19 protein-coding genes are annotated in these 24,581 nt (G+C 41.2%); 7 read left to right on the top strand and 12 right to left on the bottom strand.

The features are described 5' to 3' along the window. Positions 1-13: 13 nt before the first annotated feature. The 6 genes from rlmN to ABLB96_RS05185 form a co-directional block, all read right to left on the bottom strand. Positions 14-1,249, bottom strand: coding sequence for a 23S rRNA (adenine(2503)-C(2))-methyltransferase RlmN (gene rlmN / locus ABLB96_RS05210; protein WP_348895606.1), 1,236 nt, complete (start codon positions 1,247-1,249; stop codon positions 14-16). 123 nt (positions 1,250-1,372) lie between these two features. Then, on the bottom strand, positions 1,373-1,804 hold the full coding sequence (gene ndk / locus ABLB96_RS05205) for a nucleoside-diphosphate kinase (protein WP_000963851.1): 432 nt from the start codon (positions 1,802-1,804) through the stop codon (positions 1,373-1,375). A 113-nt stretch (positions 1,805-1,917) separates the two neighbouring features. After that, positions 1,918-2,118 carry a Fe-S cluster assembly protein IscX gene (gene iscX, locus ABLB96_RS05200; protein WP_004698764.1) on the bottom strand — a complete coding sequence of 67 codons (201 nt, stop codon included), beginning with the start codon at positions 2,116-2,118 and terminating at the stop codon, positions 1,918-1,920. 99 nt (positions 2,119-2,217) lie between these two features. Then, positions 2,218-2,769: a phosphatase PAP2 family protein gene (locus ABLB96_RS05195; RefSeq protein ID WP_348895607.1), complete on the bottom strand. Its 552-nt coding sequence runs from the start codon at positions 2,767-2,769 to the stop codon at positions 2,218-2,220. A gap of 24 nt (positions 2,770-2,793) precedes the next feature. Continuing rightward, a complete protein-coding gene (locus tag ABLB96_RS05190) occupies positions 2,794-4,092 on the bottom strand; it encodes a glycosyltransferase family 1 protein (RefSeq protein ID WP_348895686.1) in 1,299 nt (432 codons plus the stop codon). A gap of 138 nt (positions 4,093-4,230) precedes the next feature. Beyond that, positions 4,231-6,414, bottom strand: coding sequence for a carboxy terminal-processing peptidase (locus ABLB96_RS05185; protein ID WP_348895608.1), 2,184 nt, complete (start codon positions 6,412-6,414; stop codon positions 4,231-4,233). A gap of 192 nt (positions 6,415-6,606) precedes the next feature. On the opposite strand from ABLB96_RS05185, the gene nagZ reads away from it, so the two are divergent. Next, positions 6,607-7,626: a beta-N-acetylhexosaminidase gene (gene nagZ / locus ABLB96_RS05180; protein WP_348895609.1), complete on the top strand. Its 1,020-nt coding sequence runs from the start codon at positions 6,607-6,609 to the stop codon at positions 7,624-7,626. Between the two features lie 80 nt (positions 7,627-7,706). After that, the gene (locus ABLB96_RS05175) at positions 7,707-8,549 is read left to right on the top strand and encodes a class I SAM-dependent methyltransferase (RefSeq protein ID WP_348895610.1); all 843 of its coding nucleotides are present in this window, start codon (positions 7,707-7,709) and stop codon (positions 8,547-8,549) included. Positions 8,550-8,604: 55 nt separating this feature from the next. Here the strand turns inward: ABLB96_RS05175 and ABLB96_RS05170 are convergent, their stop codons facing one another. After that, positions 8,605-9,918 (bottom strand): alpha/beta hydrolase, encoded by a 1,314-nt coding sequence (locus tag ABLB96_RS05170; protein WP_348895611.1) that lies wholly within the window; start codon positions 9,916-9,918, stop codon positions 8,605-8,607. Positions 9,919-10,217: 299 nt separating this feature from the next. Between ABLB96_RS05170 and ABLB96_RS05165 the strand changes: the two genes are divergently transcribed. Beyond that, entirely contained in the window at positions 10,218-11,483 is a 1,266-nt protein-coding gene (locus ABLB96_RS05165; RefSeq protein WP_348895613.1) for a glutamate-5-semialdehyde dehydrogenase, read from the top strand. A 114-nt stretch (positions 11,484-11,597) separates the two neighbouring features. Here ABLB96_RS05165 and ABLB96_RS05160 read toward each other — a convergent pair whose 3' ends face one another. The 5 genes from ABLB96_RS05160 to edd form a co-directional block, all read right to left on the bottom strand. Further along, positions 11,598-13,226: an NADP-dependent glyceraldehyde-3-phosphate dehydrogenase gene (locus ABLB96_RS05160; protein ID WP_348895614.1), complete on the bottom strand. Its 1,629-nt coding sequence runs from the start codon at positions 13,224-13,226 to the stop codon at positions 11,598-11,600. 157 nt (positions 13,227-13,383) lie between these two features. Next, the gene (locus tag ABLB96_RS05155) at positions 13,384-13,896 is read right to left on the bottom strand and encodes a gluconokinase (protein WP_348895615.1); all 513 of its coding nucleotides are present in this window, start codon (positions 13,894-13,896) and stop codon (positions 13,384-13,386) included. A 17-nt stretch (positions 13,897-13,913) separates the two neighbouring features. Then, positions 13,914-15,272 (bottom strand): gluconate:H+ symporter, encoded by a 1,359-nt coding sequence (locus ABLB96_RS05150; protein ID WP_348895616.1) that lies wholly within the window; start codon positions 15,270-15,272, stop codon positions 13,914-13,916. A gap of 188 nt (positions 15,273-15,460) precedes the next feature. Continuing rightward, entirely contained in the window at positions 15,461-16,090 is a 630-nt protein-coding gene (gene eda / locus ABLB96_RS05145) for a bifunctional 4-hydroxy-2-oxoglutarate aldolase/2-dehydro-3-deoxy-phosphogluconate aldolase (protein WP_348895617.1), read from the bottom strand. 20 nt (positions 16,091-16,110) lie between these two features. Beyond that, positions 16,111-17,964 carry a phosphogluconate dehydratase gene (gene edd / locus ABLB96_RS05140; protein ID WP_348895618.1) on the bottom strand — a complete coding sequence of 618 codons (1,854 nt, stop codon included), beginning with the start codon at positions 17,962-17,964 and terminating at the stop codon, positions 16,111-16,113. A gap of 761 nt (positions 17,965-18,725) precedes the next feature. Here edd and ABLB96_RS05135 point away from each other — a divergent pair. The 4 genes from ABLB96_RS05135 (at position 18,726) to ABLB96_RS05120 (ending at position 24,565) form a co-directional block, all read left to right on the top strand. Continuing rightward, positions 18,726-19,928, top strand: coding sequence for an acetate kinase (locus ABLB96_RS05135; RefSeq protein WP_348895619.1), 1,203 nt, complete (start codon positions 18,726-18,728; stop codon positions 19,926-19,928). A 43-nt stretch (positions 19,929-19,971) separates the two neighbouring features. Then, on the top strand, positions 19,972-22,119 hold the full coding sequence (gene pta, locus ABLB96_RS05130) for a phosphate acetyltransferase (RefSeq protein WP_348895620.1): 2,148 nt from the start codon (positions 19,972-19,974) through the stop codon (positions 22,117-22,119). Positions 22,120-22,342: 223 nt separating this feature from the next. Continuing rightward, the gene (locus ABLB96_RS05125) at positions 22,343-23,869 is read left to right on the top strand and encodes a fumarate hydratase (protein WP_004883333.1); all 1,527 of its coding nucleotides are present in this window, start codon (positions 22,343-22,345) and stop codon (positions 23,867-23,869) included. A 141-nt stretch (positions 23,870-24,010) separates the two neighbouring features. Then, positions 24,011-24,565, top strand: coding sequence for a DUF2059 domain-containing protein (locus tag ABLB96_RS05120; RefSeq protein ID WP_348895621.1), 555 nt, complete (start codon positions 24,011-24,013; stop codon positions 24,563-24,565). Positions 24,566-24,581 lie beyond the last annotated feature (16 nt).

Here is a 24,581-nt window from a genome sequence, read left to right as displayed (position 1 = left end):
TCTGCCCTCAACTTTATCCTTGTGTACGTAAAATCTCTTGACGCTGTGTGACCTTTTTCTGCCACTGTTCAGCACGGCGAGTTCTGTCAGCCACTTGACCGACTAACTGTCCACATGCAGCATCAATATCATCACCACGTGTTTGACGAATCGTACACACAAATCCGGCATCAGACAAAGTTTTTTGGAACGAGATAATACGATTTCGACTTGAGCGACCATATGGCGCATGTGGGAATGGGTTAAACGGGATCAAGTTAATTTTACTTGGCAAGTTTTTAAGCAATTTAAGTAACTGCTGTGCATGTTCAGGCTGATCATTTACGCCCTCTAACATCACATATTCAATGGTCACATGTTTACGCGTACTTTCATTACCATCTTTGGCAATATAACGCTGACATGCTGCGATTAACTGAGCCAATGGATATTTTTTATTAATAGGCACAAGTTCATTACGTAGCTCATCGTTTGGCGCATGTAAGGAAATTGCTAAAGCGACATCAATATCTTTTGCAAGTTGGTCAATTTTTGGTACAACACCTGAGGTTGACAAAGTCACGCGACGTTTTGACATACCATAAGCAAAGTCATCAAGCATAATCTGCATTGAACTTAATACGGCATCATAGTTGAGCAATGGCTCACCCATACCCATCATCACGACATTGGTGACTGAACGTTCACGCTCTGCAACAGGCACTTCTTCCATATAAGAATAGTTTGCCATCCAGAGTTGCCCAATAATTTCATCTGGCGTTAAATCACGTTGGAAACCTTGTTTACCTGTTGAACAAAACGAGCAGTCCAATGCACAGCCCACTTGAGAGGAAATACAAAGCGTTTTACGTAATCCAGTTTTATCTTCGGCAGGAATTAATACAGTTTCAACTAAAGAACCTGCCCCCTCACCTACGCGAAATACCCACTTACGTGTACCATCTTTTGAATAGTGACGGTGAACCACTTCAGGGGCTTTAATCTCACAAATCTGTTCAAGTTTTGCACGTAATTTGCCTGAAATATTGGTCATTTCAGCAAAATCAGTAACAAAGTATTGGTGTATCCATTTCATGACCTGTCCGGCACGAAACTTTTTTTCACCAATATTTTCAAAGAATTTTTCTAACTCAGTACGAGACATGCCGAGTAAATTCACTTTATTTTCGGCAGCAGAGATTACCGGCGTGGACGAAGATTGCTGCTGTCCATCAAGATTTTCAGATGAAACGACCACTGCAGAACTCATGTGTATTTACCTAAACCATGTCAAAAAACAGAAGATATTGTTCAAGAATCAAACAAACTTCTCTTGAGAGAATAAAAAAACCAGATAAGTAGTATACCACTTATCTGGTTTGAATGCTTTCGATTAACGAGTGCGTGGGCAGATCTCGTTGTCAGCAAAGAAGTAAGCAATTTCACGCTCTGCAGAAGCAACTGAGTCAGAACCGTGAGCAGCATTTTCGTCGATGCTTACAGCGAAATCAGCACGGATAGTACCAGGAGCCGCTTCTTTAGGGTTTGTAGCACCTAAAATTTCACGGTGAGCAAGAACTGCGTTTTCACCTTCAAGAACAGATACAACAACTGGACCAGAAGTCATGAATGCAACTAAGTCACCAAAGAAACCACGTTCTTTGTGCTCTGCATAGAAACCTTCAGCATCAGCTTGAGAAAGGTGTTTCATTTTAGTCGCAACAATTTTTAAACCCGCTTTTTCGAAACGAGCAAAAATTTCACCGATGTGGTTTTTAGACACAGCATCTGGCTTTACGATAGACAAAGTACGTTCAATTGCCATGAGTGGCTCCTTTATTTTAAGATTTAAACTTTAAAAAATTTGCCGCATTATACCGATGTCATAGGCAATAATCAGCTTTGAATGTGTAAAAGTTGCGATTTTTTCTACTGTTTTTAGCGAACTTCGTCAATCCAGGCCATCTGAATGCCTTCTAGCAAGCCTTCAGTCGATTTATTTGGATCATCACTGAAGTCGGGTAAAGCGCATACCCATGCGTGTAAATCTGTAAAACGGATCCATTGCGGATCAACTTCTGGATGTGCTTCTGACAATTCAATGGCAATATCAATGGTATCTGTCCAACGTAAGCCCATAGCGGCTCCTATCTGTTTAATCTGCTAAATCACGAACTGTGTACTTTAGCAAATCCACAAACCTAATCGATAGTTTAAGTGAATAAAAATTGCGGTCGCTTATAAAGCGATGTTCAATAAAGGAGCCATAAAAATAATCAGGCTTGCCATTGCCGATCCAATTAATGCACCCACAATCACATCACTTGGATAGTGAAGCCCAAGAACCATACGAGATAAGGCAACAAGCACCATAAAAGGTAACATCGCTGCGAGTAATACTGGCTGGATATAACCCAATACAATTGTCACCATCACGGCATGAAGTGTATGGCCAGATGGAAAGCTGAAATGATCGAGAGGTCTTTCGCCAAGTATAATCACTTGATGTACTTGATAAGGGCGAGGCCGTGTCGTTTTATGTTTTAAAAATTTATAAATTCCGGTGCCGACTGAGCCACCTACTAATAAATAGATAATTTGTAGACTGTAGTTAATACCATGCATTCCCCATACAATCGCCAGCATCAGGTACCAAAATGGTCCATCACCGGCACGACTAATAATTTTGAAGAATAACGCTACACGCTGTGAGTGAGAGAAGTTATTTAAATATAAGCAGCCTCTTAAATCGAGATCCAGTATTTTTATTTTTGCATTCTTGAATTTCATGGTTGTTCTCCTATTTTAGGATACTTAGGTGAAGTCCATCGAGGATTCTTTCACCACCTGATAAAATGCCTGTTCTAATTGCTGTACCGGCAGTTGCCAACCGCTTTGCTGTACTTTATGACAGGCTTGTATGCCCATTTCTCTAAGTTGTTGTACTGAAGGAAGTTGATAAATTTGCTGTATAAAATGGCTTTTTTGTCCAAGTGGGCTTAACCAACCACTCACGCCATGGATTAAATATTGATGTGCACATGCATAATCATACGCGATAACAGGCAAACCGCTCGCCATTGCTTCTAAAACTACGTTACCAAACGTTTCGACTTGACTTGCAAAGACAAAGACGTCTGCGCTTGCATATGCTGTCGCTAGATCTTGTCCACGCAAGCTACCTGTAAAAATAACATTTTTTGCTTCAGGTAATTCTTTTAACCGAGCAAGATCGGGGCCATCTCCCACCACAACCAATTTCGTCTTGTACTGTTGCATGTTTTGCATGGCCGCATAACTTTCAACAATGAGTTGCACTTCTTTTTCCGGCGACAAACGTCCCACATAGAGCATGACACGTGTATCTGAATCGACTCCCCATTGCTGGCGCAAACTTTCAGAACGATGTTTTGGTGAAAAGCGAGTCGTATCCACGCCCCGTCCAACCACAATCAGGGGACAGGTAATACCGAAACCACGTAAAGCTTCTTGTGTATCCTTACTTGGCACACAAGTCACTTGAGTATTGTTGTGAAACCAGCAAAGGTATTTTTGAATCGGTTTAACTAAAAAAGCCAAATCAAAGAACCGACTAAAATCTTGAAATGGTGAGTGAAAGCCACTAGAAACCGGAATCGATTTTGCTTTTGCAGCCTGCATCGCTGTTAAGCCTAACGGCCCTTCAGTCACAATGTGCACGACATCTGGCGCAAATTTTTCAAATGCTTTTGATACTTTTAAATATTGTGGCCAGCCAAACTGTAAAGTCGGATATTTTGGTATGGCCTGTGACATCACCAGACACTCTTGCTCTGGTAAAAAGTCATAGCATTTTGCTTTTTGTTCTGGTCGAACAAGTAGAATTTTATGCCCTTGTTTTTGAAGGCCTTGGCATAACTGCAATAACGAGAGTGCTACACCATTAATCTCTGGTGGCCATGTCTCTGTGACAATCGCAATTTTTAAACGTGGACGAACCAACTCATGAAGTTGGTGCAATTCCTGAGTATTAGACAACTGCTGTTTTTGTTTAAAATAGAATTGGAAGCTTTCAGGGAGTTGCTGTTGTTTTAATAGTGCTGTCGCGAATGAGCCTTGCATAGCGCCATCCATCAATGTATTTATTTTCATGCTTAAAGATTAAGCAACTTTCTTGACACTTTGATGATAAATGCATGACAGTTTACTGACATAAAAAATTAAAAAAGCACGCTAAGAACAGCGTGCTTTTTCATAAACAATCAATAGAGCTTAACGGTTCTGTAGTTTTGCATAATCCATAAGTACATTTGCCGCTTCAGTCACGAACGTTTCTTCTTCTGGCAATGCAGGACGCTGATTAGCTTTCATTTTGGCACGAGATTCAGCTAGGGCATCTAAAGAAGCCTGATAGCTTTCCCAATTTGCAAAAGGTTTTTGACCCGTTGCCGCACGGCGTTCATTTTCAGCATCTAACGTTTGCTTTTCTAAATTAAGAAGCTCAGCACGACGCTTATCAATATCAAGTACAACCTGTTTCTGGTCACTTGTTACCTTAGCAATCGCTGTACGCTTATTTAAATATTTAAACTGAGGATCGACAGCAACACGTTGTTCAGAAGACTGAGACAACTTTGCAACATACGGTTGAACAGAACCTTCACGTTTAAATGGCGCAGTCGGAATCGTATCCCACTTCAATGCGTTCTTCGATTTACGCTCACCAAACTCTTCGTTGTAGATATCAACCAGTTTAATGTCTGGTACTACACCTTTGTTTTGCGTACTACCACCTGTAATACGATAGAATTTACGTTGCGTTAAAGTCGCTTGTCCGTATGCCAAAGTATCCAATTGAACCTGAGCTGTACCTTTACCCGTAGTTGTACTACCAATAATAATACCGCGCTCATAATCTTGAATTGCAGCAGAGTAAATTTCACTTGCCGAAGCAGATGCCAAGTTCACCAATACAGCAAGTGGACCTGTATAGATTTGCTGACCACCATCGTTGTCTTCAAATACACTTACATTGCCATTGCCATCACGAATTTGCACCACTGGGCCTGACTTAATCACTTGCCCAAGCATACGAGCAACTTCTTCTAATGAACCACCTGGGTCATTACGCAAGTCAATAATGATACCTTCAACTTTTTTGGCTTTTAATGCTTCAAAAGCATTGGCAGTATCTTCAGAAACTGAACGATATTGCTGACCAGCACGACGTGAACGATAGTCAAAATAGAATGATGGAATTTCAATAACACCTAACAAGTGCTTTTTACCATCACGGCTCACTTCAACTGTACGTGAGCGAACACCAGCATCTTCTTCTTGAATAACATCACGGACTAAAGTCACATTACGTGCCTGACTCATTGACGCACCAGCACCAAGAAGCTTAAGTGTTACTTTAGTGCCACGTTTACCACGAATCAGCCCAACAATTTCCGAACTCGACCAACCAACCACATCGATCATTTTCCCGCCCTCTTGAGCGACTCCAACGATTCGATCTCCTGATTTCACTTGACCAGACTTACTTGCAGGACCACCTTCTACAATGGTTTCAATCTTGGTGTAATCTTCGTTGCCACGCTCTGGACGAATCGATACCCCGATCCCCTCAAGCTGCAAGGTCGTTTGGCGATTCAGTTCTATCGCATCGATTGGCGGATAATAGTTACTATGTGGATCATAGGTCGCTAACATCGCGTTTAATGTCTTATCTAAGACATCATCACTTTTTACACGACTAATTCTTTCAAGCTGACGCGTATAACGTTTAGTCAAAGTTTGAGCTGGCGTTAAATCTTCTGGACCTTTCAAATCTTGACCATCAGCAAGTGACGGGTTCTCTTTAAGCGCCTTTTGTTTTGCCTGCTCTTCTTCACGGCTAATGGTTAAATTAATTAACTGTGAAACTAGCATTTTACGCCAGTGATTTTGTTGCTCAGCCGTTGTTTTAAAATATGGTGCTTTTTCGCGATCTACTTCAATATAGCTATTTGGCTGTTTTAAGTTCTGTTGTTGCTTCAACTCAGCCAGCATGAATTCGTAAAATTGTTTTAAGCGTTCACGATATTGCTGATGAATGGCAAACGGCCCAGTTAAGTTCCCCGCTTTTAATGAAGCACCAAAATTTGAACCATAGAGTTTTTTATAATTTTGAACTTCTGCGTCTAAAAATAATGAGTGGTCTGGATCAAGACTGTCTAAATACATATCGAGAATACGGTTAGATGTATTCGCATCTAGACGCATATTTAAATAATGTTGGCGATCAACTAAAGTTGCCAGTTGACGAGCCACCAAGGCCTGCTCTTGCGTTGGCTGAATCGATTGAGAAACAGCGGCAGTATTGGTTGCTGCTCTTGCTTCGTTCATCGTATGAGAGAAGAATAAACCGCCAGTCGCGATTGCTACTGCACAAGCTATAGTTTGAAGTTTCATAAATTCTTAATACTTCCTTGGGTGTTCGTATCTTACACGCTCTGTTTTCGATATGAACTAAGCAGATTCAACATCTTAACCAACTAAATTGTTTATACCGTGTAGTTTTATCATATTCTGTACTGACAAAATGTAGCAAATCATTGCAAAATTCGCTTATTGTTTTTCAATCAAAATTCAAATGGAACCAATATGATTGGCGCGTTGATGCTGGACATTGCCAGCACAGAACTTACTAAAGAAGATATTGAACTATTACAAGCTCCGCAAGTCGGTGGCATGATTTTATTTGCACGAAATATTGAATCACCACAACAAGTCCGTGCTTTAACCGACCATATGCGCCAAATTCGCCCAGATATTTTGATTGCTGTCGATCAAGAAGGTGGTCGAGTTCAACGTTTAAAATCTGGTTTTACGCTATTGCCAGCGATGGGGCGCTTTGGTGAACTCTATATCACCCAACCACAAAAAGCGCTTGAACTGGCTGAACAGTGTGGCTGGCTCATGGCAACTGAAGTTCTTGCTGTTGGTATCGATTTTAGTTTTGCACCCGTTTTAGATCTTAATGCAATTAGTGATGTCATTGGTGACCGTGGCTTCTCTAAAAATATAGAGGATATTGCTCCGCTTGCTGGCGCGTTTATGCGAGGCATGAAAAAAGCAGGAATGGCAAATACAGGGAAACACTTCCCAGGCCACGGTTCGGTAAAAGCTGACTCTCATGTCGCAGCTGCTATTGATAGTCGTAGCTATGACGAAATTTATAATCATGACATGCAAAGCTTCATTAAGCTTATGCCTGAGCTAGATGCACTCATGCCTGCACATGTGATTTATGATCAGGTTGACCCAAATCCGGCAGGTTTCTCACCTTTCTGGATTAAAGAAGTGCTTCGTAATCGCTTGAAGTTTAATGGCGTACTTTTCTCTGATGACTTAAGCATGCAAGCTGCTTGTGTGGCTGGTGGTGCAGATGCGCGTATTCAAGCAGCTCTCGCAGCTGGTTGTGATATGGGACTAGTGTGTAATGACCGTAGCGCCGCATGTACAGCTCTTGAAGGTATTGCTCACTTAGAGCTACCAAACCAAGAACGCCTTGAACGCATGCGTGGTCAAATTCCACAGATTCAGGTGGGCGAAACTTTATCGCTTGGCGAACACTGGCAAGCTGTCAAAACCGCCATTGAAGAGTTTAAAAATTCGATTTAAATTGAGTTAAACCTATATTTGACTGATGGTCTCGATCATCAGTCAAACCATACAAGAACAATAAATCGAGTTCAGGACGAATGACACAACAACTTTCAAAACACCGCCACATCTCTTTTACAGCCCACTATACGGGTTATATCTGGTATCAAATGGGGATTTCTCATCAAGCACTTGCCACCAGCAAAGGCAAATCACTGGCATATTTAGCTCACCCATTAGAGTCTTGGGCAGAGAAATATGTAGGTGGCAGCATGCGCACCACGCTTAAACAACGTCACACCATGCTTGATCATCATTTAGAACAACTCATTCAAGAAAGTCCTGATTTACAAGTTCTAGAAATAGCTTGTGGCTTATCACCACGTGGTTGGTGGTTTAGACAGCATTACCCTTCTATTATCTATCGGGAGCTTGATTTGCCCGATATGGCTCAAACCAAACAAAATGCACTACAACAAATTGAACAAAATGCACCTGAAATTTTATCAGTCGATTTATTTACCGAAGCCTTTGCTCAAGCATTTGAAGTATTTGACCCCAACCGTCCACTGGTTGTGATCAGTGAAGGCTTGATTAACTATTTTGATAAAGATTTATTAAAACAACTGATCCAGTCAATTGCTCACAATGGGGCTTCTTTTAAAAAGTTCCATTATTTAACCGATTTATACCCTGAACCTGTTAAAAATAAACTCGCCAGTATTATCTGGAACAGTAGTAAATTACTTAAACTCATGTCTCGAAGCTCATTTAGTTTTCATTTTAAAAGCCCACAACAAGTTAAAGACTTTTTTAAAGATGCAGGTTTTGAGCAAGTTACGATTGAGCAGCCACAAATATTTTTTGGGCAAGTTTCCCCTGAAGCTCATCAACAACATTTAGGTGATTTGGTTTGGACCATTCACGCCCAAACAAAATAATAGACATAAAAAATGGAAGCTCGAAAGAAACCAGCTTCCATTTATCACTCTTTAATTAAGCAGTTTGTTTTTGACGTGCAATAAAACGGCTTAAGCGGTCAGCAAGCTCAAAACTACCATGTTTAAATAATGCACGGATTCCTTGTTCAGTGGCATCAAAGATTAAGCATTCAATTGAGAAAGAGCCTTCCTCATCTTCTAAATGCAGAGCCAAATCACGCGGATGCTCATTTACAAAGTCGAGCTGTGATTTATTATCTAGCTTCAAATACATCCCAAAGAAAGTCACATCAACAATCGTTACGGCTACTTCGGTACCACCATCACGTTGGCTCAACTTAGTTTTAGGCTGAATAACAGAAATTCGCTCTTCACCTCGGCGCTCTAGCTTTTGCATTTGTTCGCGCGTCATTGGAATAATACCATCCAGATTTTGAATAGATTCCCCTTTTAAAAAAGTGGTGAATAAACTCATGGTTTCTTTACGGCGCTGGAGCTGCGGCACATGATCTGCATTTGCAATCAGTGCAAACTCCATATCAGGACACTGCAACGCAAAGTTCGCATTTTCATGCGGTAAGGTAAAACTATCATACTGCCCTGCTGCGACCAGTGTTTTACACTCTGGAATCGGCACATCAGTTAAACGTAAAAGGCGATTACAGTTAATTTCGTAACGTTCTTGTTCTGTAGCACTAAACTCAGCCATTTGCCTAAAAAACAATTTTTTAGCTGTAGGGGACATACGTGTTTTATCTAATTTGGCATGATTCACCAAATATAAAATAACGGCTTGCCCAAACTCTTCCATACGATTTTCTTGCATGAGTTTGAGTGATTCTTCCAAAATCATGCGCCAACTTTTACGGGTCTTTTGCATCACACCCATCAAAATCATACGATCCATCAAGTCTGGACGATGATAGGCAAAACAAGAGGCAATTACTGACCCTAATGACATTCCCATAACAGAAACTTTTTGAATCCCGACAATATCCAGCCATCGGCCTAACATTTCCGATAAATCAGGAAGTTCTAATGTACCCGCAGAAATTCCGGTATCCCGATTGGTAATTTGTTGATTTGCGCCCATAGAGGGTAAGTCGATTAAAATAACCGGTCCACTTTCAAATAGTTGCTCAACACAATATTTATAAGAGTTAAAATTTTGAAAAGCACCGCCAACAATCACAATCGGTGTTTTGTGAATGGTGTTTGGGTGAGCAATTGCCATATATTCAATTTTCCAACCGTCAATCCATGTCGTACGAGCTGGCTGTTTAAAACTATCTCTATGGTAGATATCGAAAAACCCAAAACCGGCATAAGCTTGGTTTATCTCCGAATCCATTTGAATAATGGAATTCATATCCTTGCTTCCTCCTTGCTGTAATTTTTTTATGCTGCAAGAGTTCCTTCTTGAACATGTAATCTTTTATGCACAAATCTTTAAAATTTGTATTAGTTTGTATTGCACAAGTCCATTCTAAACAATTGTCTGAAATATACGCAATCGCTTAAATGACCGCTCATCTTGTTTAAGCCGCTAATAGTTTTCAAAATATTTAAATGTTTTTTTATAGCGGTCACATTTTTCAAAAAAAGCCATTCATTGTTCCGCATTTGACTGCTACTATCGTAATCATTGGTAAATGATTAAAAAATGCTATGCAAGATTCAATTGAACAATATATGCAAAAAGTCGGGCAACAAGCACGTGAGGCGTCTCGCGTCCTAACAAGTGCTTCTACCTCACTTAAAAATCATGCACTCTCTGCTATTTATACTGCTTTGGAAAATAATCAGGCAGCAATTTTAGCGGCGAATCAACTCGACATGGAAAAAGGCCGTAGCAACCAGCTTGACAGTGCCTTACTTGATCGTCTTGAACTTACACCCGCACGCTTTAAAGGGATGTTGCAAGGTTTAAAAGATGTGATCGCGCTTGTCGATCCAATTGGGGAAATTACTGATCTTGCATATCGCCCCACAGGCATTCAAATTGGAAAAATGCGTGTGCCTTTAGGTGTGGTGGGTATGATTTACGAATCACGTCCAAACGTAACACTTGAAGCTGCATCTTTAGCGATTAAATCGGGTAATGCCATTATTTTACGTGGTGGTTCAGAAGCACTTGAGTCAAATAAAGCAATTGCCGAAGCAGTGAAACATGGCTTAAAAGTTGCTGGTTTACCTGAACATTCGGTACAAGTGATTGAAACTTCTGACCGTGCAGCGGTTGGTCACCTTATTACTATGACTGAATATGTGGATGTGATTGTTCCACGTGGTGGCAAAAGCTTAATTGAGCGTGTAACCAACGAAGCGCGTATTCCTGTGATTAAACATCTTGATGGTAACTGCCATGTATTTGTTGAAGCACAGGCAGACTTGCAAAAAGCATTACCAATTACTTTAAATGCCAAAACACATCGTTATGGTGTGTGTAATGCGATGGAAACACTGCTCGTCGATGAGAAAATTGCAGAGGTTTTCTTACCACGTATTGCTGAACTGTATGCTGAAAAGCAAGTTGAGCTACGCGGTTGCCCAGAAACACGTCGTATTTTGGGTACCTCTGTAAAACCTGCAACTGAAGAAGACTGGTACACCGAATATTTAGGACCAATTCTTGCTGTTAAAGTGGTTAGCGGCATTGATGAAGCAATTGACCATATCAACAAATATGGTTCACATCACACCGATGCAATTGTGACTGAAAACTACACTTTGGCGCGTCAGTTCTTAGCTCGTGTAGATTCAAGCTCAGTCGTGATTAATGCATCAACTCGTTTTGCTGATGGCTTTGAATATGGTTTAGGTGCTGAAATTGGTATCTCAACAGATAAAATTCATGCACGCGGTCCAGTTGGTTTAGAAGGCTTAACTTCTCAAAAATGGATTGTGTTAGGTGACGGTCAAATTCGTCAATAATCAATCTATTCTTGCAAAAAACGCCTGATGAATGTCAGGCGTTTTTTATTATGGGAGTTATTAGCAACTATAAAAAAACCAGTCCAAAGACTGGTTTTTTTAATCGTATATTCACTAGAAAATAAAGTCGGTATTCACAAATTTAGAATAGTGCTCAGACACCATTGAGGCCAGCATGCCTTTGCTATCATCGGTCTGTTTAGCAGCAATCATAGAACGTATAGAGAATGCACGCAGCGCATCATGCACAGACAGTGTACCTTCCGCAGAATCTTTACGACCACCGAATGGAAACACATCTGGACCGCGTTGACACTGACAATTGATATTTACACGACAAACTTGATGTACAAGTGTATCGACTAAATGACCAATTTGCTCAGGATCACTGCCAAAAATACTCACCTGCTGACCATGATCAGAAGTCGTAACATATTCCAGCACAGTTTCAATGTCATCATATACAGAAACAGGCACCACTGGACCAAACTGTTCTTCGCGATACAGCCTCATGCCCTCTGTCACCGGATAAACTACCGCAGGATAGAACATCGTTTTGCAGAATTCACCACCTTCTGGATTAACAACTTTGGCGCCTTTAGCTATGGCATCTTCAATGACTTCGGTCATATAAGTCGTACGGTGCATACCAGGCAGCGGAGTAATAAACACACCCTTTTCCCATGGCATACCTACTTTCAGTTTAGCCAGTTCAGCCGTTAAGCGCTTAACGAATTCGTCAGCGATTGAGCGATGCACCATCAGCATTTTGAGCGCAGTACAACGCTGACCATTAAATGACAATGCCCCTAGCAAACACTCTTTCACCGTCAAATCCAAATCGGCATCAGGCAAAATAATAGCTGCATTCTTTGCATCCAGCCCCAAGATTGCACGTAGACGGTGAGATTTAGGATGTTGTTTTTTCAAATGATCAGCCACTTTACTAGAACCAATCAATGCCAATACATTAATTTTTCCAGATGCCAACAGATGTGGCACCACCAATGAACCTGGTGCATAAATGGTATTGATCACACCTTTCGGAAATGAATCACGGAATGCTTCTAGCAACGGTTCAAATAACAAGGTACCAAATTGAGGTGGTTTGAAGATAATCGTGTTGCCCATTAACATGGCTGGAATCAAGGTAGCAAAGGTTTCATTCAATGGGTAATTATATGGTCCCATACATAACACCACACCCAATGGGGTACGACGGATTTGACCAATGGTACCTTCAGCAATCACAAAGCGGGAGTTGGCATTATCCAAATCTTTCAGGGCATCTATGGTTTGACGCATATAGGTGACAGTGCGGTCAAACTCTTTCTCTGAGTCAGCCAAGCTCTTGCCAATTTCCCACATGATCAGTTTAACAATGAGATCACGCTGCTCCACCATACGCTGAATGAAGTTCTGCATACAAGCGATACGCTCACCAACTTTCATCATTGGCCATTCGCCACGGCCATTATTGTAGGCGCGTACTGCTGCTTCTAGCGCTTCGTCGCTTTCTTTCTCACCCATGATTGGATAGCTGCCAAGCTCAACTTGCTGCAAGCTACCATCAGACTGCTGAATCCAGATTGGGGATAAGGTTTTCCTTGTTGCTCCAGCCCACAACTTCAGCTCACCATCCACTAACGAGACGCGCTGATGAATCTGAGATGGCAGACGTACGCTCTCAGGAATACCGTCTTCTATAGGAAATTTCTGCTGCAAATTATTTGAATAACTCATTGTTCTTATCTCCGGTTATTTATAATTTATGTATTTATATATTTGAAGCTAGCCTGTTGTGATCGGGCTTCTTTTGTAAATACCAGTACCAATACCGGTATTCACTTTTCTTGATTTATAAGCCTTCAAGGCTTTGTATATTTGTTTCTACCCGAGGTTAACCGCGACACACACTGTCAGTTACCCCTAGTTTCTGCATGACTTGCACAACGATTTGTTCAGGTGTCAATGCAATATCAATCGTAATTGCCTCATGAACATCAGGTTCTTCTAAAGTATCAAGTTGAGTCTGCAATAAAGAAGGATCGAAAAAATGGCCTGATCGTTCAGCAAGGCGTTGCTGCAACAGCTCATATGAACCTTTTAAATAGACAAACTGCACATTTTGGTCATGACCACGTAAAATATCGCGGTAGACTCGTTTGAGTGAAGAACAAGTAAATACAGCCGTTTCACCTGCTTGTTGTTTTTCTTCAATTGCCTTACGAATAGCTTGCAACCAAGGCAAACGATCTTCATCAGTTAAAGGAATACCTTGACTCATCTTGCTTTTATTTGCAGCCGAATGAAGCGTATCACCATCGAGAAATTCACAAGCTAGCTGCTCTGATAGCAACTCGCCAATTAGTGTTTTGCCTGTTCCACAGACACCCATTGCAATCACGATCATGGATTACTTACCTCTAATTATAAAATAGCACTAAGCAGCAGTGTGAAAGATAAACCCAACACCGAGATAATCGTTTCTAACACCGACCAAGTTTTGAGTGTCTGCCCGACTGTCATACCGAAATATTCTTTGATTAACCAGAATCCTGCGTCATTTACATGTGAAAAGACCAATGAACCTGAACCCGTCGCAAGAACTAAAAGTTCTGGTCTAACAGCCACACCAGCCGTAGCTGCAATTGGAGCAACAATGCTACAAGCTGTAGCCATAGCAACCGTTGCAGAACCCGTAGCCAAGCGAATCAATGCGGCAACAAACCAGCCCAACAATAACGGCGACAAATTTGCCTTTAAAGCTGTAGATACAATCTCATCAGAAATACCCGTGTCACGTAGAATGCCACCAAAACCACCACCAGCACCTACAATCAACATGATTCCAGCAATAGAAGCTAAGCACCCACCACAGAATTTTTCAATTTGTTCACGGTTAAAGCCCTGCATCGTACCAAAGGTAATAAAGCTGACCAGTACGGCAATAAGCAACGCAATATCAGAAGTACCAATGAAACGTAGTACATCATTTGCGAAAGTCTTTGGTGCAAAGAATAGATCAGCCCAACTTCCGATTAACATGAGTACGACAGGCAGCATAATCGTAAATAAGGTAATCCCAAAGCTTGGTAACTCACGGGTCTTAGTCGTATCTGCATCAACAAACTGCTTTGCTAACGGATTATTTTCAGGCAATTTGACGTATTTATTAATCCATAGTGCATACAAAGGGCCAGCAACAATAGCCGTTGGCACACCGACGATTAAACTGTAGGCAATCGTTTTACCAATATCAGCATGATATGCCTGTACGGCCAATAATGCGGCTGGATGTGGCGGAATTAAGCCATGCACAACCGACAAACCGGCAACCATCGGTAAACCAACCACCAGTAAGGATTTTCCTGTCCGTTTAGCAATGTTAAACGCAATTGGAATAAGGAGTACGAAACCCACTTCGAAAAATACGGGCAACCCCACAATAAGGGCAATAAACATCATCGCCCAGTGAATATTTTTCTCACCAAACCATTTAATTAAAGTAATGGCTATTCGCTCTGCGCCGCCCGACTCGGCCATCATCTTGCCGAGCATCGTTCCGAGTGCGATTACAATCGCAAGGTGACCCAAAGTTTTACCGGTACCAGCTTCATATGATTTAACGATATCGCCCATTGGCATGCCAACAGCAAGGGCCAAACCGAGTGAAACAATAATAAGAACCAGAAATGGATAAATTCTGAATTTCGCAATCATGACAACTAAAGCAATAATCGCGATTACAGTATAGATAAGCAACATGCCACCCTGAACGGTCTCCATGTGACATTTCTCCTTGGAGTAACTATTTAGGCACCAAAGCCCAAACAAAGGTCTTCAACCAGGATAACTCCTACTGTTGAGACACTCATTTTTTTATATTTAGGTATGACCAGCATCACTACTGGCCATATCGACACAAGCTCTAAAGCACGTCAAACGCACTTCATTTTTTATAAATATTTACTACATTAAACCGCTCTCAACTGACTAGCCAATTGTGCCAAGCGAGTAATCTCAGCCCAATCTTGTGTAGCGACAACAGCTTTGGGAGTTAACCATGAACCACCTACACAAACCACGTTAGGTTGCTTTAAGAAATCTGGTGCTGACTGTGCTGTAATTCCACCTGTTGGGCAAAAACGTAAGTTTGGAAATGGGCCATAAAATGCTTTTAGCATCTCGACACCACCCGCTTGCTGAGCAGGGAAAAACTTCACAATGTCATAGCCAAGTTCAATTGCTTGAATCAAATCACTCGGTGTCATGACCCCCGGTAAAAGTGGCAAACCAGCATCTTGTGCAGCCAAATGCAAATCTTTCGTTAAACCAGGAGATACCCCGAATTTAGCACCTGCTTTTTTGGCTTGGGCACAATGTTCTGGTTTGGTAATTGTTCCCACACCTACCACAATGTCATCTGCCAACTGGCTTGCACGCTCAATCGCAGCAAGACCTGCGGCAGTACGCAAAGTAATTTCAAGTACTTTTACACCACCCGCATGCAATGCACGTGAGACATGTTCACCTTGTTCAGCAGAGTCAAAAGCCAACACAGGAATTACTGGGCCTAATTTGACAACATCTTCAATCTTGCTCATTACTATGTAATTCCTTTGTCTCAAATATGCGTTTGTGGCTCTTCGCCAACAAGTGCACCAAACACAGATGCACCGTGCTCAGCAGGTGCTGCTGCTGCACGGAATACACCAAATAATTCTCGGCCAAAGCCAACTTCGTTTTCTGCCTGATGTTCTGGCTGTGCAACAGGGCGTGACTGCCAAGTTTGCTCATCTAACTCGATATCAAGTACACCAGCCTCAGCATCAATCACCAACATATCTCTGGTTTGAACTTTAGCAATTGGACCATTCAATAACGCTTCTGGAGATAAATGAATAACTGCCGGCACTTTGCCTGAAGCACCCGACATACGGCCATCAGTCACTAATGCCACATGGAAACCTTGGTCTTGTAAAACACCCAACACAGGAGTCAAACGGTGCAACTCAGGCATACCATTCGCGCGAGCACCTTGGAAACGAACCACCGCAATAAAGTCACGGTGTAACTCGCCACGATCAAACGCTGCTTGTACTGCTTCTTGAGAGTCAAACACAATTGCTGGCGCTTTAACTTTACGATGCTCTGGTGCAACAGCAGAAATCTTGATAACCCCACGGCCAAGGCGACCTTGCATTAAACGCAAGCCACCATCTGGTTGAAACGGCGCATCAATGCTACGGAGTACTTTGTCATCAAGACTTTGAACCACACCATCCACCCAAGTGAGCTTACCGTCAATTAACTTCGGCTCTTTGGTGTAGTGCTGTAAACCTTTACCAGCAACAGTCGTTACATCGTTATGTAGTAGACCTGCTTCAAGTAAGTTACGAATAAGGAATGCTACCCCACCCGCAGCTTGGAAATGGTTTACATCAGCCTTACCGTTTGGATAGATTTTTGCGAGCAATGGCACAACAGCAGACAACTCATCAAAGTCATCCCAGTCAATCAAGATGCCAGCGGCACGTGCAATCGCAATAAGATGTAGAGTATGGTTAGTTGAACCACCTGTAGCCAGTAATGCCACAATGCCATTGATAATGGCTTTTTCATCAACCACATGGCCAATTGGTGTGTAATTACCACGCTCAACCGTTAAATCAAGTACACGAATAGCTGCTTCTGCAGTTAAGGCATCACGTAATGGTGTGTGAGGATGAACAAAAGCAGCGCTTGGTAAATGTAAGCCCATCACTTCCATCAGCATCTGGTTACTGTTGGCTGTTCCGTAAAATGTACATGTACCTTGACCATGATAAGCCGCTGATTCAGCTTCAAGTAAGGCATCACGGCCTACTTGACCAGTAGCAAACTGTTGACGAATTTTGGCTTTATCATCATTTGATAAACCACTACTCATTGGACCGGCAGGCACAAAAATAGTCGGTAAATAACCGAACTGTAAGGCGCCAATCAGTAAGCCCGGTACAATCTTATCGCACACCCCAAGACATAATGCCGCGTCAAACATATTATGAGAAAGTGCAATAGCTGTACTCATTGCAATCGTTTCACGTGAAAATAATGACAATTCCATGCCAGCATTACCTTGAGTAATACCGTCACACATTGCCGGTACCCCACCTGCAAACTGTGCAACACCACCATTTTCACGAGCAGCTGTTTTTATAATATCTGGGAAGGTTTTATAAGGGGCATGTGCTGAAAGCATTTCATTATATGAAGACACAATACCAATATTAGGTTCACGGCCAACTTTAATAATTAATTTTTCATTATCTTCCATGCCAGCAAAACCATGAGCCAGATTGGCACATGATAATGCGCCGCGAGCTGGAAATTTGCCTTGCGCATGTTCAATACGTTGTAAATATGCAGAACGAGTTTTTTGGCTACGTGCGATTACACGTTCAGTAACCTTTGCCAATACTGGATTCGGCAAGTCCATGCAGGACGCTCCTGTACAACCGGATAAGCCGGAAAAATAGAAATAGACCAAATGATATATTTCACGATCATTTGGCAGAGAGATCAACAATATTATTAAGGCAAAAAGCGACATGCAAGCCCTTATAATGCTGTAGTAATCCTTTAGGCCTTAGCATTAAAGACAAATAATGTTTAAGTTTTAGACAAAAGACTGATTTTATTTTTGACTATATTTACAGGTATATTAAACATGAATAAATATGAGAAAATTCCCATAATATCAAAGCAATAAAATATTTTTAGAAATGTATCAATAACAACTTTTTTATAGTGGGTTTTATATTAAAAATGTTTATGATTTATTCGTTTTAACCTATATATAAACGATTAAAACTTAATTTCAATTACGTATATTATTTGTAATATATTTCTCAAGTTTGCTTAAAATAACAGCACCTATTTTTTCTAAAAAATTTATACCAAATATTTGAAAATTACATTAAATGAAAATCCATTCTTTATAAATGTATACAAAAAACCGGTTAATTCCTCTACAAAAAAACAATGAATACAGTGGTTAAGCTTTATACTGAATGAATATTATTCATAAATAGTTAAGTGGTCGATAGTGCTTAAGTCTAATGGGCTAAAGTCTATCTTGGACAGAAAAACAACACATGTTAAAACATCACAACCTGCTCTTTGTGCATATTGGAATTAATGTATTTTGATCAGGAAGTTAGGAAAACTATTTTTATATCAGGACTTGGGTATTTCAACGTGGCTACATCAGTATTAGTTATTAATTGCGGTTCCTCATCTATCAAATACGCGCTGGTTTCAGATCGTCGTGAAGATCGTATTTATGGTTTAGCAGAAAACTTAGGGGCAGCTGATGCTCGTATTAAAGGGATTACAGTCGGTGGAGAACCACTCGAGCTTTCAATTCCCTATGCTGACCACGCCAAAGCTTTAGAAACTTTACTTGCCCGTCTTGCAAACTATAAACCTCAAGCAATCGGTCACCGTGTTGTACATGGTGGAAGCCTCACTAAAGCTGAATTACTTACTCCTGAAATTATAGACCGTATTCGTGCAGCCACTCCTCTTGCACCGCTTCACAACCCAGCCCACTTAATCGGGATTGAAGCAACAATGCGCCTATTTCCTAAATTACCACAAGTTGCTGTATTTGATACTGCCTTCCACCAAACCATGCCTGCGCATGCATATCGTTATGCAATTCCTAAATTCTTATATACAGAACATAACGTTCGCCGCTACGGCTTCCATGGGACAAGCCATGCGTATGTGTCGGACCGAGGCAGTGAACTGGCTGGGAATTTCCAAAAAGGTGGCTGGTTAACAGCACACTTGGGCAATGGTAGCTCGACTTGTGCAGTATGGAATGGACAAAGTGTTGATACCTCTATGGGTCTTACTCCGCTTGAAGGCGTTGTGATGGGAACCCGTAGTGGTGACGTTGACCCAAGCTTACATAGTTTCCTTGCAAAAAATCTCGGCTGGGATTTAGCTAAAATCGATAAAGTTTTGAATAACGAAAGTGGCTTACTTGGCTTATCACAACTTTCTAATGATATGCGTACAGTGATTGAAGCCTCTGAAAATGGCAACGAAGATGCGTGTCTTGCAATTGAAGTATTTAGCTACCGCCTTGCAAAATCACTTGCAGCATTAAGCTGTGGTTTACCGAGCATTGATGGCCTGATCTTCACAGGTGGTATTGGTGAGAACTCAGCTTATATTCGTGAAAAGACTTTAGCTTATTTACCTCATTTTGGTTTACAGCTCGATAAAGACCAGAACAACAACTTAAAACGTGGTACAGAAGGTCGTATCGATAGCGGTACAGGTCCACAAATCTGGGTTATTCCAACAGACGAAGAAGGGCGTATTGCTAAGGAAACTCGTCAGGTTGTAGACGTTTCACAAAATACATCTCCTGAAGTTAGCCTTGCTTAATTACAGAAGTCAAAGAACGTTATTCATTTATTTATAGGTTTATATGAATACAATTTTATTAATTCCTACAGGTGAAGGGGTTGGTTTAACCTCTGCCTGTTTAGGTATGATTTATGCACTTGATTGTAATGGAATTAAAGCAGGCTTTTTAAAACCATTTTCTCAGGTAGATCAAGAAACTTTAGACCGAACTACATCTTTATTTGGTCATTTATTTCAAGGTAAAACTGTTCAATCCATTTCTCATGAAAAACTGACCGAGCGCATTGCGTCAGGTGAAGTTGATGAGCTACTTGAAGAAGCAGTCAGTCTTCATCGCAGTATTGCAGCAGACAATAATGTCATTATTGTCGAAGGCTTATTACCAAATGGACAAGATCATTTTGCCAGTGAGCTCAATGCAAGCCTTGCTCAAGCTCTCGATGCAGAAGTGGTGTTAGTAAGCACTGCAGACATTCAAAACCCACGTAAAACAGCAGAGAAAGTTGAAGCACACTTACGTCAGTTTGGTGGTGCAACCTCAAACCGGACTGCGGGTGTACTCTTTATGCGTACACGTGGGTTATCTGAAGAAACAGCGCAAATTCCTGTCGCTTTTGACCCATCGCTACGTCCAACTGAAGACATCGCAAAATTTACGACAGAACTGCAAAAATATAATCGCTACTTTGGATCGAACAATTTACCCATTATTGGTTTAGTCCCATTTAGTAATACCTTAAGTGTACCGAGAACCTTAGACATCGCGAACGTGATTGATGGGCAATGGGTACATCAAGGTGAAGCGAAAACACGTCGTATTTTGCATTCAAGTTTAATTGCCTCAAGTATTGAATATGAACTGAATAAATTCATTGCTGGCGAACTGATTATTAGTGCATCTGAACGCACTGATGTTTTACTTGCAAGCAGTCTAGCAACCAGTAATGGTATTCCTCTAGCAGGACTGGTACTGACTGAACGTGAAGCCCCTGCTCCTGAGCTTTTAGAGTTTTGCCAAAGTGCCATTAAACAAGGTTTACCAATTTTACATACCCGTTTAAATACACTGGAAACCGCACAGCGTTTATCCGATTTTGGTAATGAAATTCCAACCGATGACACTGAGCGAGCTGAGCAAGTGACTCGTTTTGTTTCAAGTCATATCGATGTCGAATGGCTTAAACAACATAGTAATAATGGGTCGACACCACGTCTTTCTCCTTCTGCATTCCGTCATGAGTTGGTGCAAAAATCAATTGCAGCCAAAAAACGGATCGTGCTTCCAGAAGGTGATGAGCCACGTACCATTGAAGCAGCTGCTATTTGTCAGGCTCGTGGTATTGCGCATTGTATTTTGCTAGCAAAGCCAGATGCAGTACAAGACGTTGCAAAAGCACGTGGTATTGAACTACCAGCAGACTTGGAAATTATTGATCCAGACAGTATTCGTAACCAATATGTTGCACCAATGGTTGAACTGCGCAAAGGTAAACTCAACGATTTACAAGCCAAAGATCAACTACAAGACACCGTAGTTCTCGGTACCATGATGCTTGCTCTAGATCATGTAGATGGCTTGGTATCTGGTGCAGTTCACACCACAGCGAACACGGTACGTCCAGCTTTTCAGCTGATTAAAACCGCACCTTCTTACTCACTGGTTTCTTCTATCTTCTTTATGCTTTTACCAGATGAAGTCTATGTGTACGGTGACTGTGCAATTAACCCAGACCCTACAGCCGACCAGCTTGCTGAAATTGCAATTCAGTCTGCTGACTCAGCAAAAGCGTTTGGAATCGACCCGCGTATTGCCATGATCAGCTACTCAACCGGCACATCTGGCACAGGTGCTGATGTTGAAAAAGTACAGCAAGCAACTCAAATTGCACAGCAACGTCGCCCTGATTTACTGATTGATGGCCCACTCCAATACGATGCAGCTTCGGTTGAAAGTGTAGGACGCCAGAAGGCACCGAACTCTCCTGTAGCTGGCCGTGCCAATGTATTTATTTTCCCTGACTTAAATACAGGTAACACGACTTATAAAGCAGTACAACGTGCTGCAAATGTAGTTAGCGTTGGCCCAATGCTGCAAGGCCTAAACAAGCCAGTCAATGACTTATCTCGTGGTGCTTTAGTAGATGACATTGTCTTTACTATTGCATTAACAGCGATTCAGGCTGAACAGCAAGCTGCTGCCAAACGATAAATATAGTTTAATTTTTTCTACCTCTCGCCATTTGATATCCGCTCAAATGGCTTTTTTTATTCTCAAATAACTGCCTTAGCTGTTGGTTATTCTTAGTTTTAAATCACTTAGCATTACCCTTATTCGACTTTTGGTCAAAACATCAACCAATCCCCCACAAGTTTGTCTTTTTGTCATATAATTTAGCCCGCTAGCTAACAGCCCGCTCAAGAGATTTTCTGGTATGACAACGATTATCAAACAAGATGACTTGATTACATCGATCAAGGACGCCCTACAGTTTATTTCGTACTATCACCCGCAAGACTTTATCCAAGCGATGAGCCGTGCTTATGATCGTGAAGAAAACAAAGCTGCAAAGGATGCAATTGCACAGATTCTAATTAACTCTCGCATGTGTGCGGAAGGTCATCGTCCAATTTGCCAAGACACTGGTATTGTTAACGTTTTCCTTGAAGTGGGCTTAGATGTTAAATTTGATTTAACAATGAGCTTAGACGATGCAGTAAACGAAGGTGTTCGCCAAGGTTACCTTGAAAACAGCAACGTTCTTCGTGCATCTGTACTTGCTGACCCTGCATTTGGTCGTAAAAATACAAAAGATAATACCCCTGCTGTTATTCACTACAAACTCGTACCGGGTAACAAAGTAGATATTACTGTTGCTGCTAAAGGTGGCGGTTCAGAGAATAAATCTAAACTTGCGATGCTTAACCCATCTGACTCGATTGTTGACTGGGTACTTAAAACTGTTCCGACTATGGGTGCAGGCTGGTGTCCGCCTGGTATGCTCGGTATCGGTATTGGTGGTACTGCTGAAAAAGCCATGATGCTTGCTAAAGAAGCACTCATGGAAGAAATCAACATGGACGAATTACTTCGCCGTGGACCAGAGAACAAAATTGAAGAACTTCGTATCGAAATCTTTGAAAAAGTAAATGCTCTTGGTATTGGTGCACAAGGTCTTGGCGGTTTAACCACTGTTCTTGATATTAAAATCAAAGATTACCCATGTCACGCTGCTGGTAAACCAGTCGGTATGATTCCTAACTGTGCTGCTACTCGTCATGCTCACTTCCAGCTTGATGGTACAGGTGTAGCTCATATTCAAGCACCAAAACTTGAAGACTACCCATCTGTAACTTGGGACTCTTCACAATCTAAGCGCGTAAACCTTGATACCATTACTCAAGAAGAAATGGATTCTTGGAAACCGGGTGACACATTACTTCTTAGCGGTACAATGTACACTGGTCGTGATGCTGCGCACAAACGTATGGTTGAAATGATCGACAACGGTGAAGAATTACCAGTTGATCTTAAAGGTAAATTTATTTACTACGTTGGCCCTGTTGATCCAGTGGGTGATGAAGTTGTTGGTCCTGCTGGTCCTACCACTGCAACACGTATGGACAAATTCACACGTAAAGTACTCGAGCATACTGGTCTATTCGGTATGATTGGTAAAGCTGACCGTGGTCCAACAGCAATTGAAGCAATCAAAGACAACAAAGCAACTTACCTTATGGCAGTTGGCGGTGCAGCTTACCTAGTATCTAAAGCTGTTCGTGAAGCTGAAGTTGTTGCATTTGCAGACTTAGGTATGGAAGCAATCTACAAGTTTGTAGTTGAAGATATGCCTGTATCTGTCGCAGTTGATGTAAACGGTACTTCAATTCACGCCGTGGCTCCAAAAATCTGGCAAGCGAAAATTGGTAAAATTCCAGTAATCGATGCCGCAGCAGGCTAATCAAGAAAAGCACCGGATTCGGTGCTTTTTTTATGCCTTTTAATATTTTTTGGAAATTGAAAAGAATTGTAACAATTGATTCACCAATCTATGTTATTAATAAATACACCCACCCGCCATAAACTGCATATAGGTCATTTCATGACTATCCGCCCTATTCTTAAAAATCTCTCAATCAGCCTCTGCATAAGCTGTATTACAACAAGCTTATTTGCTTCTCCTGCCAAATTAAGTTCAGTGAAAGAACTCATGCAAATGAGCCAAATTGATTATTTGCTTAAAGAATCAATTAATGAATTAACGCCTTATTATGATCAACAAGCTGAACAGATCATCACTAATATTACAGGCATAAAAACTCTAGGCTCAAAAGAAAAAGAAGCAGCGAAAAAGTTAGGTTTACTACTAAAAGATTCGAGCAATCAGCTCATTAGTAGCCCAAAAACTACTCAAGCTTTACAAGATATTTATTTAAAGACATATACTGAAGAAGAAGTTCAGGCAAATTTGAAGTTTTTGAAAACCCCAGAAGGCCAATCGATTACGCGTAAAAACGTACAGATTATGGGGCAAATTTCAGAATATATGATGGAGTTGGGACAACAAACCTTTAACGATCCAAAAGCACGTGATCATATGCAAGAAGAGATGCTTAAAATTATTGCGCCATTGATGAAAGATAAAGAAAAGTCTTAACTTTTCTTTATCTTTA

The sequence above is a fragment of the Acinetobacter sp. XH1741 genome, assembly GCF_041021895.1.
Lineage (GTDB): Bacteria > Pseudomonadota > Gammaproteobacteria > Pseudomonadales > Moraxellaceae > Acinetobacter.
Note: the sequence above shows the minus strand (reverse complement) of the source record. Positions and strands in the feature narration are given on the sequence as shown.

Excerpts from the sequence above, each read along its gene's own strand:
- rlmN (WP_348895606.1), bottom strand. The coding sequence starts at position 1,249 with ATGAGTTCTGCAGTGGTCGTTTCATCTGAAAATCTTGATGGACAGCAG.
- ndk (WP_000963851.1), bottom strand. The coding sequence starts at position 1,804 with ATGGCAATTGAACGTACTTTGTCTATCGTAAAGCCAGATGCTGTGTCT.
- iscX (WP_004698764.1), bottom strand. The coding sequence starts at position 2,118 with ATGGGCTTACGTTGGACAGATACCATTGATATTGCCATTGAATTGTCA.
- ABLB96_RS05195 (WP_348895607.1), bottom strand. The coding sequence starts at position 2,769 with ATGAAATTCAAGAATGCAAAAATAAAAATACTGGATCTCGATTTAAGA.
- ABLB96_RS05190 (WP_348895686.1), bottom strand. The coding sequence starts at position 4,092 with ATGGATGGCGCTATGCAAGGCTCATTCGCGACAGCACTATTAAAACAA.
- ABLB96_RS05185 (WP_348895608.1), bottom strand. The coding sequence starts at position 6,414 with ATGAAACTTCAAACTATAGCTTGTGCAGTAGCAATCGCGACTGGCGGT.
- nagZ (WP_348895609.1), top strand. The coding sequence starts at position 6,607 with ATGATTGGCGCGTTGATGCTGGACATTGCCAGCACAGAACTTACTAAA.
- ABLB96_RS05175 (WP_348895610.1), top strand. The coding sequence starts at position 7,707 with ATGACACAACAACTTTCAAAACACCGCCACATCTCTTTTACAGCCCAC.
- ABLB96_RS05170 (WP_348895611.1), bottom strand. The coding sequence starts at position 9,918 with ATGAATTCCATTATTCAAATGGATTCGGAGATAAACCAAGCTTATGCC.
- ABLB96_RS05165 (WP_348895613.1), top strand. The coding sequence starts at position 10,218 with ATGCAAGATTCAATTGAACAATATATGCAAAAAGTCGGGCAACAAGCA.
- ABLB96_RS05160 (WP_348895614.1), bottom strand. The coding sequence starts at position 13,226 with ATGAGTTATTCAAATAATTTGCAGCAGAAATTTCCTATAGAAGACGGT.
- ABLB96_RS05155 (WP_348895615.1), bottom strand. The coding sequence starts at position 13,896 with ATGATCGTGATTGCAATGGGTGTCTGTGGAACAGGCAAAACACTAATT.
- ABLB96_RS05150 (WP_348895616.1), bottom strand. The coding sequence starts at position 15,272 with ATGGAGACCGTTCAGGGTGGCATGTTGCTTATCTATACTGTAATCGCG.
- eda (WP_348895617.1), bottom strand. The coding sequence starts at position 16,090 with ATGAGCAAGATTGAAGATGTTGTCAAATTAGGCCCAGTAATTCCTGTG.
- edd (WP_348895618.1), bottom strand. The coding sequence starts at position 17,964 with ATGGACTTGCCGAATCCAGTATTGGCAAAGGTTACTGAACGTGTAATC.
- pta (WP_348895620.1), top strand. The coding sequence starts at position 19,972 with ATGAATACAATTTTATTAATTCCTACAGGTGAAGGGGTTGGTTTAACC.
- ABLB96_RS05125 (WP_004883333.1), top strand. The coding sequence starts at position 22,343 with ATGACAACGATTATCAAACAAGATGACTTGATTACATCGATCAAGGAC.
- ABLB96_RS05120 (WP_348895621.1), top strand. The coding sequence starts at position 24,011 with ATGACTATCCGCCCTATTCTTAAAAATCTCTCAATCAGCCTCTGCATA.